Origin of the sequence: Kineosporia mesophila (assembly GCF_021129235.1) — a bacterium.
Taxonomy (GTDB): domain Bacteria; phylum Actinomycetota; class Actinomycetes; order Actinomycetales; family Kineosporiaceae; genus Kineosporia; species Kineosporia mesophila.
The window spans coordinates 25,226-37,425 of the sequence record NZ_JAJOMA010000004.1; the positions used below are offsets into that span (position 1 = coordinate 25,226).

Genomic DNA, 12,200 nt, shown 5'->3' on the forward strand with positions numbered 1-12,200 from the left:
ACGGGCCGCCAAACCCATTGAGGCCTGGTCACCGGGGTTCCGGTGACCAGGCCTCAATCTTTGTAGCGGGGACAGGATTTGAACCTGCGACCTCTGGGTTATGAGCCACGCGCAGGCGTCAATCCACCCCTGTTCAGCGGTGCCATATTCTAGATAAAGTGCAGGTCAGAGGCACAATCAGCGTTCGCCGTGGTTCGCTACGAACCGGAGGCGAACGTGCTAGTTCGCTAGCTGATTGCCAGCAGATGATCTTCGAAAGGGCACGGCGTGGGGTACGTCATCACCAGGCTCGGCAAGAACGGCCACGAGCGTCACACCGGCATGTACCGCGACCTCACCGGCACGCCCCGCTCGGCCGGAACGTACGACAGCAGCGAGACCGCTCTGCGCAAGGCCAACGCCGCTGAGGACGACGCCAAGGCCGGCCGCGGTGGGAACCCCAAGCGCTCCCGGGCCACTCTGCGCGCCTACATCGAGACCGAGTGGCTGGTCCACCACGTCATCGAGGACACCACCCGCGAGGGATACCTCTACCTCCTACGCCGGTACGTCTACCCCGAGATCGGTGACCTGCGCCTGCGCGACCTCCAGCCCGAACGCATCCGGGCCTGGCTCACGCGTCTGTCCAGCGTCCACGACGCTAACCCGCCTACCGTCCGCAACGTCAAGGTCGTCTTCGACGCCGTCATGACCACCGCCGTGAACGACCAGATCATCCCCACCCACCCCGGACGCGGTATCCGCACCCCACCCGTGGCCCGCAAGCCCCGCCGCACCATCACCGCCGAGCACTACCAGCGCCTGCACGAAGCCCTGGCCGACGAACCCCTCATGCAGCTACTCGTCGAGACCGACATCGAGACCGGCCTGCGCTGGGGAGAACTGTCCGAACTACGCCCCCGCGACATCGACTGGGACAGCTCCATCCTCACCATCTCCCGCGTCGTCATCCACCTGCGCGCCAAGACCACCCAGGGTGGACCCCAGTTCAAGGTCAAGCACTACCCCAAAGACAAGGAATGGCGTCAGATCAAACTGGCCCCTCACCTGCGAGACAAGCTCCGCGAGCACTGCACCAGCCGCCAGCTCAAGCGCGATGACCTTCTCTTCCCCCTGCCCGAGGTCACAGGACCGGCCCGGCGACGACGGCCAATCGTCCTGCCCGACCCCGTGACCCTGGGCTTCACCGAGCCGAACGAGAAAGAACGCCGCTACCGTCACGGCACCCTGACCGCCTACCAGGCCGGGCGCTGCCGCTGCCAGTACTGCAAGGACGCCGTCGCCGTATACCGCGCCGAACGCCGAGCTGCGGGCAAGGACAACCCACGCAACCCCCGCGAGACCGCCACCGACGCAGAACGGCACATGTCCAACGACTGGTTCCGCCACAACATCTGGAACCCCGCCCTCACCCGCGCCGACGTCGGCTTCCGCGTCACCCCACACGGCCTACGTCACGCCCTCGACAACATCCGTACACCCACCCGCATGTTGGCTCAAAGGTTAATCCCAGAGGCATCTTCCGCTGTCTGTGCACTGCAACCAACTCCTGCAGCAACTTCCCTATCAGCCGACACCGCGATCCAGGGACACAACACCGGCGCCACCGATGGCGAGACCACGGCTCATCTGGCCACCGTCACCGCACTGCCCACACCCAGCACCAACCCCGCTGAAACCTTACAAGGCATGGATCCTGACCTTGTCCGACTGGTCCTCGCCGGATTACTCAATCAAATACGACCCACAGCTGAACCTACCGAAAAGACCTATTGAAAGATGCAGACATCGCGCACGCCTGAACGGTTTATAAGGAAACCGGTGAGGCTCTTCCAAAATTGCGAACCGGACGATGAGAGCAAGATTCGAAACGACATTGACCCATGAGAATCAGACGGCGAGCTGGCTTCAGCGATCGGGCACCCTTTCAGGGACGAGGGGTCGACCTATCCCACCACAGGCGGATAGGTGGGGGCTGAGATGCGGGAAGGATCTCACTGTAGTCGTTTTTGAAAAGTGTATTTACAGGAGGAACGTTCCATACTTGGGCATCAGAAATCAGCCATCTGTCGTGCCAGTCACGCAGACTGTCGTAACGCCACTCGCTCTGCACTCCCTTTAATGCCATCTCTGAAGAGAAGCGGTCAAAATCTTTTCTGGATCTCTCAGTTAGAACGTTTGTGTCATTGCCCGAAAGTATACGTATTTCCTTGACGCGCGCCGTATCCGTCTCTTCTGCGAGTTCTTCCAATGCTCGTGCACCAAAGTGTGGATCGGCCCAAATGACGGTGCCCCCTAGGGAACGAAGTAGGCGACGAAGACGTACCACGTTGAGAAAGGGCGTTTGAGGCGAAATCATTGCGGCCATGTTCTTGACCTCTCCAGCATTTGGAGACTTTTCATCCGATCCTTCAATGCGAACCGTCTTAAACTTCTTTGAGTATGTAAGAACCTGAAGTTTATTCAACCATATCAACGTGGGTCGCAAGTCCGAGATTGATGTAATGCGACCTGCTGCTCGATGCTTCCGGAGGAGATCAAGGACTCCTTCTTCAGGCACGGCACCCAGCCCGCGCGTCTCCTGTTCTATTACTTGTATGGGCGTTAATTGACGCAACAATCGCCCCAGAGCCAGCTCGGCTTCGCCGTTCTGCCGTAAAACGTGTCGCAGCTTGAACAGCGATTCGCCTGCTGCCGTGAGCTGGCCATCAAGCACAAGACCGCAGCGCTGCAGGAGATAGCCCGAGTGATCCTTAGGCGACTCATTCAGAGAGAAAAGCCGGATAGCTTCTAGCAACTGTTCCGGGTTCGTCACAAAGATTTCGTCGTCGTTCACCGATGCCCGAATCCCAGGGTGTGTAAAATATCCAGAACCTCCGGAGCATCATACTTAGAGAGGTCGATGCTTACGTTTATGCTAGCTTGCGTCGCATATCCGACAGAGGGAATGGGATGTTTCGAACCAACTGATATCGCTGCCGTGTGACGATCATTTACTTCTGTCGTTTCCTTCGAAACGGTCTGTGCAATATACGCCCCTGCCTGCGGATCGGCATCGTTCAGCAATGCATCCTTCGACGAATCGGTAAGAAAATTCATCTGAACGGACCCGTCCGCTGCAAGCATGTCCGCGAAGTCAAGACTTTTTAGAAATGCCCCGGCGGCGAGCCTGGAATCCTTTGGTGTTTTTTCATACTCGTACCGCAGCTTCGAGGCAAGCTTATCTTTCGATGGCATGGGCGTACCAGAGAACGTTCGGATGAGTTCCTGATACGCTTTTACATTCTGGACTGCTTGGCGCCTGGCCATAGATTGCTTATCGTCAACCCCATCTTGGACCAGGTTCAGACCAATCTCGCTCAAATAAATCTCATTTGGACGAGTCTCAATAAGACCGAACGCTCGAAGAAGAGTGATCTTACCCAGGAACGCACCATTTTTTGTACTTCGATGGCCAAGGCTCTTGGCAAGGACTTCTCGCGTCACTGAGCTGCGGCGTGCTACCTCCCACACTTTGCCAGCATGTGCGCTTGCTACGGAAAGCCCGCTGAGAGGAAGTATGCCCTTGGCGGGCTTCCTCGCAGAATGATTGTTTTCCGATGGGGGCAACTGCTCGGTCATTGACGCTCCATGGCTCACTTCAACTTCGCTGCCACCGCACGCCCCAGGGCCATGACTTCGTCACGCCTCGTGTCGGTGGAGATACGCCGAGTAGAAGAACGTAGCACGCTCGAGCGTCGCGCGCAGTGCTAATGCATGCGCTGCGGCAACGACTTCCTTGACATCAGGCAGTGGCGACGTTGTGCCTCATCTGCTCTTTCGCGTCATGGATCTCATAGACGCCGAGACGCGTTACAGAGCACGCGCCGCTGAATCAGGCATTCGTCCCCGCTTGGGACGGTAAGCGTTGTCTAGAGCCTTGGACGCGGTCCACGGTATCGCTGGGGGTCTTGCGGTGGTCGTAGACGGGGGGCCGCCGATGGTGTGGGGGCGGGCTGGGGCGCCGGTGCTGGCGTGGGGTTCGGGCGCGTATATCGGGTGCGGTTGACGCGGGGCGTCGTAGCCCGCCTGGCCCGCTGGTCGGCGCCCGCGCTGGGCACCTTCGCCCTGCCGCTGGTGGGGTCGCTGAGGTGCCCGCGTTCGCGCAGGACCTGGTGCAACTGCTGGACGTGGGCGGGGTGCGTGACGATGGCGTCCAGGTCGGAACCGGCGACGCCAGCCGTGCCGGCTGCCTGGGCTGGGGGTTCGGGACCGAGCCATCGGTGGCCGAGTTTCGCGGTGATGTCGGCACTGATGGCGAGGCGTTCGGTGTCCGGCAACGCGCGGTACAGGTCGATCGCGATCTGGCGTTCACGGTGCACGGGGTACACCTGGCCGGAGTGTGACCCAGGGCCGGTGGCCGTTGTCCTGGTGCGTGCTGGTGTCCTGTTCGGGGAGCGCTGCGGCTGGTTGTCAGACGACTGGCTGATCTCGTAGGCGGTGTGAAGGGCGTGGGCGGCCTGCCAGTAGCCCTGGTGGTGCGGGCTACTCGCATCGATGTAGGGACCCAGGGGTCGCCGGGAGTTCGGGGCGTCGTTCTCGCTGGTCTGGTCGGTGATCTGGTGCTGGTCGCGGTGCGCGGCTACGACGGCGACCTGCTGCATCCACGCGGCCTGCTGGCGGGGGTCGGTGGGTGGGATGCCCAAACTCTGGAGCCAGACCGGGCGGGTGGTGATCGCGTGCTGGGCGAGCTGCTCGACGCGCTGGCGCAGTTGTTCGGCGGCGGCGCGGGTGTAGTCGTCGTGCCGGGCAATGGCTGGAGTCCAGGGCGGCAGACCGGCCTCGACGGGGGCGAGCTGGGTACTGGTGGTGGCGTACCGGCGCACGTGGGTGACCAGATCGGCCAGGGAGACGGCAGCTGCCTCATCTCCGTCTTGTGTCTTGCGGGGCAGGATCCGGGTGATGTCAGTGCCTGCGTTCTCCTGGGCCTTGAGCAGCCAGGCCAGCCGCGACCACTGGTCGCTGAGCGTCGTGGTGCTCGTGCTGGATCGCTCCGTCCCCGGGGCCGTTGGGGCCTCGGTGCGAGTACCCGCCGTAGCGCCTGACTTCCCGGCGTTCGTGCTGGCATGGCTGCTGGTCTGAGAGATGGCGGGGTGGGTGTCGGCGTACTCGCCCAGGCGCCAGGCCAGGACGCTGCTGATGCTGCGGGCCCCGGCGAGGTCACGCCGGTTTCCGACCTCGCGGAGGACGTTGGCGGGGTCGTGGCCGGCCTCGTCCAGGCGCCTCAGGGCGGCCTGGACGGCGGGCCAGGCCGCTTCGCGGGTGGTCTGCTCGGCCAGCCGCGAGCCAATGACCGGGCCCAGCAGACCGCTGTAAACGTTGCGACTGGCGACCGTTTCGGTGCGCCGGATCGGCGCGTACGGGCCCGGATCAGCGGGGGTTTTCAGGGCGGTCGCCGGGTCGAGCGGTTCGTGTGTGGTGGTGATGTCGGCGATCAGGCGTGCGTATCGGGCGGCGTCCTGGCGGGTGGGCGCAGCCATCGGCGCGGGCGCGTGATGCTGGCTGGTCAGGGTCGTGATGCGCTCGGCCAGGACCTGCGCGCGGGTCGGTGGGGCCACATCTAGGCTCATCTGACTGAACTGAACCGACGACGTTGTCGACGGCGCCGACGGTACTGACGGGGTTCCGGTAGCGGTCAGGGGGCGGCCGGGGACGGTGAGTGTGTCCGTCCAGGTGGCGTCGTCCGTGACGACTTTCAGCAGGTCCTTGGGGTTCCATCCGGTGGTTGCCGCGTGGTGCAGGGCGCGGGCGACGTCGGGCCAGGCCGGGTCGTTCAACAGTGGTGTGGCCGCGCTCTTGCCGAGGAGCTGGGTGAGGTGGCGGCGGTGCTCGGTGGCGTTCAACCGTTCGACCGCGTGGACGTAGCGGGGCATGAGCGTCGCTAGGGACTCGCTCTCGGTTTGGGCGTCGCGGATGGTCTGGGTCGCGGACACCTGAGCGCCCTCAGCGGCCAGCACCGTGTGCAGGACGGCCAGGGCTGCGCGGGCGTGGGGGTCGTGGGCGGCGGCGTCGGCGCGGTGGTCTTCATCGACCGACAGCAGATGATGCGTGGCCACATACAGGTAGCTGGCTTTCGCGGCGCGGGTCAGGGCGACGTACAGGTGCTCCCGCAACATGCCCGCGCTGATCAGGGCGTGCATGGTGGCGACGGTGGAGCCCTGGGTGCGGTGCACCGTGGACGCGTACAGCAGCTCCACGTGCTCACGCACGTACGCGCTCGGTAGGCGGATCTGGCCGCCGTGTTCCAGGTGGCGGACCTGGAGTGAGCCGTCCTCGTGCCGGGACTCCACACGCCAGGCATCGCCGTTACGCACGAAATCCTTGCCCTGGTGGGTGGACAGGCGCCGGGAGTTGTGGCGGGTGACGATCCAGTCCCCGACCCCGGCACTGTTGCCGTCGTGCAGGGTGATGCCGTCGGTTTCGACCTGCCCGGCCTTCACGCGGTCGGCACGGGCCCGGGCGGACAGGGCGGTGACGTCGGCGTTGGACGCGGCCGCCATTACCGAGATCTTCCCGGCTTGCACATCGGCCCACCAGCCACTGTAGGCGGCATCGGTCATCGCCTCGACCGAGCCACCACGGATACGGTCCCGGCTGGCGTAGAAGTCCAGTCCGGCGGTGTCGCCGGTGCGGATCTTGAGGGTCGCGGCGGCTTCGTCCGAGTCGCGGAAACGGTGCAGCGTGGACAGTTCCACCGCCCCAGCCTCGGCGGCGATCAGCCGCAGAGCACCGCCGGACTCGACGGCGGACAACTGCCGGTAGTCGCCCAGCAGCCGCACGGACGCGCCGTGGTGGGCGGCGATGGCGGTGATCCGGTCCAGGGTGAACGTGCCCGCCATCCCGGCCTCGTCTACCAGGATCACGTCCCCCCGCCGCACGGCCAGCGGACGCAGATTCGGGGGCAGAGCGACGGCGTGGCCGGTCTCGAAGGCGTGGCTGTGGTGGCCGGACAGGTGCTCGTGCAGGAACTTGTGGACGTTCTCGGCCGGGACGCCCAGGTCCTTGGCCAGTACCGCGGCCGAGGCCGCGGAGGTGGCCAGCGGGATGAGGCGTCGCTGCTGCGCTTGCAGGGTGTGCAGGTAGGCCACCATCGTCGTGGTCTTGCCCGTCCCGGCCGCCCCGATGCCCACCGTCAGGAGACGTTCATCGGTGGCGAACGCGCTCACCATCGCCCGCTGACCGGCATCCAGGGGGCGACCGTGGCCGGCCTCGAACCCGTCCAGCGTCGCACTTATCCACGCGGCCGAGGGCACGCCGATCGGCTGCGTCACGTTGGTCGCCGATGCCTTGGCGTGAGCCTGGTCGGGGGTGGTGGCAGCGCTCACGAGACGCTGTTCAGCGTCCAGCACGGCCTGGCTGGTGTACCGGTCGGCGGCGTGCTGGACGAACACCGAGACGCCGTCCGAACGCCTCAGACTCTCCGGCTCGGCCAGCAGAGTGGGGGCCTCGATGCTGATGCTCAAGCCCCGGGACATGGCCTGCTTGACCACCGCCGCTACGGCGGCCTGGTGCTCCTCCAGGCCAGCAATGGCGACAGGCGCCTGAGCCACCGCAGGGCCACTGTCTGCGCCGGTGGAGTTGCCCGCCGTGGTGCTGTCGGTGGGGTGGATATTGGTGATCGGTTGGTGCCGGGCGGCGGTGACCTTGACCAGGCGCTCGGCCTCGGCTCGCAGGTTCCATACCGTCCAGGTGGAGCGTTTCTCGGCCACGTTCGCCACAACCTGCGCAGCCAGCACCTGCACCGAAACCGCAGGCACAGAACGCACACCGGGCTGACTGGCGGCGGGATTGCGGTGTGTGGGGTCGGGGACGGCGGCCATGACCTGGCTGATGACTTCGCGGCCGTGGCGCGTGAAGGCTTGTTCCCTCCACATGGCGCGCATCGTAGGTAGGGACCGGGCAGCGTGCTTGGCCTGGCGGGTATCCAGGTTCGCGCGGCGGGCCAGCTTGTGCGCCATGGACGCGGACGGTTCGTGCCCGTGCTCGGCCCGGTAGGCACTGGTCAGCTCCTCATACCGCGCAGTGAGAGCGCTGCGGCGGCGAGAGAAATCCTTGATCAGTGCCGGGCTGATCCCGGCGATCTCGTACACCGGCTGCTTACCCCGGCTCATCTCCCGCGCCTCGAACCGCACACCCGTCCGGGCGCTCAGGGCGATCTGGAAGGCCGTGTTGTAGTGCTCGGAGGCGGCCACGGTGAGGCGGAACAGGGCGCGCCCGTCCAGGGTCCGCCAGATCCCGTCGGCGCCTTGGACCTTGTTCGAGATCGCGACGTGCGTGTGGGGATTGGGGTCACCGTCGCGGCTGTCGTAGTGGTCGAAGGAGACGCCGATCAAGCCCTTGGTCTCGATCTGCGCCACACCGTTCGTGCCGGTCCGGGTGAAAGCCGCGTGCTCCTCCAGCATCGCCAACGTGGCGTCCTTGGCCTCATGGTGGGCGGCCATCACCGCGTCACGCACCCACGCCCGCTCATCCAGAGCCCACAACAAGGCAGCGGACTTCACCGGCGCGAACACCAGGTCGTACCCGGCCACGGACGTGTGCTGGCGGCGGGCCTCCTGTGCCCGGATCCGTTTCTCCTCGGCCGGCTCAGGGACGCGGCCGGTCTCCTCGATCAGCGCCGCCACCCGCTCCTGCACGCGCTGCTCGAACGGTTCCAGCGCTTGATACGTCGCGAACGGACGCCCAAGCGTCACCGAGCGCAGGGCCTCGCCGTTGACCTTCGCCACCTGCGCCGCGCTCATGCCCGCGGTGATGTGCGCCTGCTGGTAGGCGGCCATTCTCGCCTCGGCGTCCGGGTGCAGGCCCATCCCGAACAGCGCCCGCATCTGCTCCGCCTCAACCACCCGGGCGGGCTGGCCTTTCAGCGGGTTCAGGTCCAGGAGGTAGCGTCCTCGCCCGATCCAGACGCCCGGCGGGTTGCCCTCGGCCGTGTAATACGCGGTCGCATCCTGGCCCGGCTGGGGCATGAGCTTTTGGTCGGCGTGGGCGGTGGCGATGTCGCGCATCAGGTACAGGTAACCGTCCCCAGCGGTCAGTTTCGCGATCGTCATCACCATGACAGCCGACCCTCGGGCGGGCGGTGAGCACACGCGCGTGCGCTACGGCCTGCACCACCACTCATCGCGTCCATACTCCTTCGTGAATCCTCTTTCTGGCCTGGTCGTGTGCTCTGGTGGTGGGCCGTGCGCACAGCGGTCAGGCCCCCGGCCTGACCGTTACAGACTGTCCGTGGGAGCCGCCGAGGCTCGCGGGTCCAGTGCGGCCCGCAGGGTCGTCCGCAGGACCCGAAGGGCACTTGAGGCGCGAGAAGCGGCCCCACAAGCTGCACGGCCCACCACCAGAGCACCCACCAAAACCTCTACCTCCAGGGCCATCTCTTGCCATCGGTGAACCCTGATGTACGACAACGAACTTCACCGAACTGAGACGGTTGCCTGCGGGCTTGGATGGCACTAAAATTGCTTATTCGCAGGTTGTTTCATGGAACTAGGGTCGCTAACTCCGCCGCTTCATGCAAGAGGTGTCTGGCTTTTCCCGCTCTTGTATAGGCGGATTGGATCTTTCTACCGCTGCCGAGGGCGGGTTCGCGGACGGGGCCCCAAGGACGGCGTACGGACGGCCCCTCTGCTGACAAGCTGATCCAGGACATCAGCGGGCGACGAGGGAGATCGCGATGACTGATGGAAAGGCCTCTCGGCGTTCCGAGGGCCGGGTGGACGCTGGGGCGGTGGTCTGGCTGTTGGTCGGCTTGGCTGACTCAGGGGAGACGACGTACGACCGACGGCACCTGGAAACTTCTGGGAGCGTGCGGCTGCCGGTGGACGAACTGGTGTATGCGTAACCTTCAGCGGTAGGTGGCGTGGTTCTCGCAGCAATAGAGCATGCATCCCTGCGGGTTAAGAGGATTCCTGGCCAGCGAATCGGTCAGACGGGTGCTCCCTGTAACGCCCGGTGCTCATGCGGGGAAGCAAGGACATGACGACCAGGACTCAGGGGCGCGACGTGCGGACCGTCGCGACCCAGCCTGAGCAACTTGAGGCTTTCTACCGTGAGCACCTGCCCTTCGTCCGCAGCTACGTGGCCCGCCGGCTGGACGACCCCTACGACATCGCGGATGTGACGGCCGACATCTTCCTCCGCGTGATCAGGTCAGCAGCCACCTACCAAACGCAGCTCGGACCGCCGCGCGCCTGGTTGACCGGGATAGCCAGGAACGCGGTCGCCGAGCACCGGCAGGTAAGCGCCCAGTACGAAGCCACCGTCCGCCAGGTCAGCGGGAGGCGGTGGCTGGACGAGGATTCTGCTGACCGCATCGTGCAGCGGGTCGCCGCCGAAGCGGACGCCCGAGTGGTGCTCGGCCTCATCTGCGAGATCCCGGCCTCCCTGCGGGCAGTCGTCGAACTGGTGGCGGTCGACGGCCTCGCGGTCGCCGAGGCAGCTGCCGTCCTCGGGATCAGCGCCGGAGCCGCACGGGTGAGATATCACCGCGCCCGCCGCCTGCTGCGTGAGTTCCCAACCTTCCCCCGACATGAGGTGACGCCGTGATCAACCGACCCGGTCCAGAACTGGACGCTTTCGAGAAGCAGTTGCTGGCCCAGTTGAAGACCGTGGTGGGCACCCAGGCCTCCGCCGCACCATCGGTGCCCGTCCAGCGACGCCAGCCGCGGCTCTGGTATCTGCCCGTCGCCGCGGCAGCCGGCGCCCTAGCAGTCACGCTTGTCGCGATGGCGCTGCGGCCAACCCCCGCCTACGCGGTCTCGGGCGGCAACGGCAAGGAAGTGACCGTGAAAGTCAACCGCCTGGAAGGCGCCCAAGCCCTACAGGCTGCGTTGCGCGAACGCGGGATCACCGCCGACATCACGTACCTGCCGAGCAATAAGGCCTGCGAGTCCGGACGCTACTCCGAAGTCGACACCCCAGGCCTTTCCCTGACCGTCAGCGCCGACAAGTTCAAGGTGACGATTCCCGCGGGCGCGGTCGGCACGCAAGACACCTTCGTTCTTTCGGCCTCCGTGACGCCCATCGATCACGGCGTCCAGGCCATCGTCGACTTCGGAATTACTCAGGGCGCAATCGCGCCCTGCTCTGTAGTCGACGCGTCATAGGATCCCTGGCGTTGAAGATTCGTCTCAATCGAGGAACTCTCGGCGGATACGTGGCGGTCGGCCTTCCGACGACGGTCGACCGGGCATGGCGGGGTCTCATGAGACTGGTCCGCATTAATTCTCGGTTAGCCCCTGCTATCCGGACGTTTTCCGTACGCTGGGCCGTTACCGCGGCGCTGATCGGGTACGCACGGTGTTCGACTGGCGAGCAGTAGCTCGCAGCCCAGCGCGAAGTCTCCGCCGGTCTCGGAGTGGTTGAGAAGCGCGACGGTTCGGTGGATACCGATGTAGCCATCTGGCGGAGATCTCGTAAATGGGCGGTGACCGTAGCTCTCCGTCCGTAGCTTGCTCATATGCCAGCCCACCGCCCCGTGAGAGTTACCTGTCTAGTTGTCGCACTAGCACTTAGCGCCTGCGCAGGTGCGAGCGATGGCGATCCGATGGCTGAACCTGGCTCAGCCGCTCAACTGGCAGCGGATGCCCCCTCGCCGTCCTCATCTGCCATCACCGATCCGCTGAGCTACTGCCGGGAATTAATTGATCACAACCAGACCGCACTGGCAGCAATGCAGACATTCATCGATGACCCAAGTGGTCAGTCCACAGACGTGATCGGCGTCAAGGCAGCACGGGCCACGCTGACCCGAGATGCTGAGACGGCACCAGCGCAACTGCGACCGGACCTCGAGAAGGAGGCCGCGGTCCTGGGAGACATCATCGAGGCGCTTGACACGGGCGTGAACCGGACGATCGAGACCGGCACATTCAGCAGTGCCTCCATACGGGTCCTTACCGGTTGCGAAGGCGCGGCCAGATGACCCTCTTCGCAGCAGGTGTCGGAGCGATCGCTTCTTGACACCTAACGTGAAACCTGGGGCAGAAGGGCCCTGCCAGGTGTTGCGGTCGCTACATAGGTTGCCCGGGTTGCTCCACGCCGGGACCCGGTCCCGGCGTGATGGCCGCCGGGCCATCACGTTGATCTCTCACAGTCCGAACTGGTGTGGGGGGTCATCGATCCGGGGTCTCTCTGAAAGCCCTGTTCCCCGTCCCGGTCTG

7 protein-coding genes are annotated in these 12,200 nt (G+C 65.0%); 4 read left to right on the forward strand and 3 right to left on the reverse strand.

Annotation, left to right across the window (positions count from 1 at the left end; all coding sequences use genetic code 11):
* The first annotated feature begins 267 nt into the window (after positions 1-267).
* The gene (locus LR393_RS06745; RefSeq protein WP_231482333.1) at positions 268-1,776 is read left to right on the forward strand and encodes a tyrosine-type recombinase/integrase; all 1,509 of its coding nucleotides are present in this window, start codon (positions 268-270) and stop codon (positions 1,774-1,776) included.
* A gap of 151 nt (positions 1,777-1,927) precedes the next feature.
* Here LR393_RS06745 and LR393_RS06750 read toward each other — a convergent pair whose 3' ends face one another.
* The 3 genes from LR393_RS06750 to mobF form a co-directional block, all read right to left on the reverse strand.
* Positions 1,928-2,836, reverse strand: coding sequence for a hypothetical protein (locus tag LR393_RS06750; protein ID WP_231482335.1), 909 nt, complete (start codon positions 2,834-2,836; stop codon positions 1,928-1,930).
* Positions 2,833-3,621, reverse strand: coding sequence for a hypothetical protein (locus LR393_RS06755; protein WP_231482336.1), 789 nt, complete (start codon positions 3,619-3,621; stop codon positions 2,833-2,835). Before LR393_RS06755 ends, LR393_RS06750 begins: the two co-directional genes overlap by 4 nt.
* A 290-nt stretch (positions 3,622-3,911) precedes the next feature.
* Positions 3,912-9,095, reverse strand: a complete 5,184-nt coding sequence (gene mobF, locus LR393_RS06760) for a MobF family relaxase (RefSeq protein WP_231482344.1) — start codon at positions 9,093-9,095, stop codon at positions 3,912-3,914.
* A gap of 946 nt (positions 9,096-10,041) precedes the next feature.
* On the opposite strand from mobF, the gene LR393_RS06765 reads away from it, so the two are divergent.
* The 3 genes from LR393_RS06765 (at position 10,042) to LR393_RS06775 (ending at position 11,962) form a co-directional block, all read left to right on the forward strand.
* Positions 10,042-10,584: an RNA polymerase sigma factor gene (locus LR393_RS06765; RefSeq protein ID WP_231482345.1), complete on the forward strand. Its 543-nt coding sequence runs from the start codon at positions 10,042-10,044 to the stop codon at positions 10,582-10,584.
* The gene (locus tag LR393_RS06770; protein ID WP_231482349.1) at positions 10,581-11,144 is read left to right on the forward strand and encodes a hypothetical protein; all 564 of its coding nucleotides are present in this window, start codon (positions 10,581-10,583) and stop codon (positions 11,142-11,144) included. The genes LR393_RS06765 and LR393_RS06770 overlap by 4 nt, the downstream gene beginning before the upstream one ends.
* A 440-nt stretch (positions 11,145-11,584) precedes the next feature.
* Entirely contained in the window at positions 11,585-11,962 is a 378-nt protein-coding gene (locus tag LR393_RS06775) for a hypothetical protein (protein ID WP_231482351.1), read from the forward strand.
* Positions 11,963-12,200: the final 238 nt, after the last annotated feature.

Coding starts and splice junctions, on each gene's coding strand:
- mobF (WP_231482344.1), bottom strand. CDS start 9,095: ATGGTGATGACGATCGCGAAACTGACCGCTGGGGACGGTTACCTGTAC.
- LR393_RS06755 (WP_231482336.1), bottom strand. CDS start 3,621: ATGACCGAGCAGTTGCCCCCATCGGAAAACAATCATTCTGCGAGGAAG.
- LR393_RS06775 (WP_231482351.1), top strand. CDS start 11,585: ATGGCTGAACCTGGCTCAGCCGCTCAACTGGCAGCGGATGCCCCCTCG.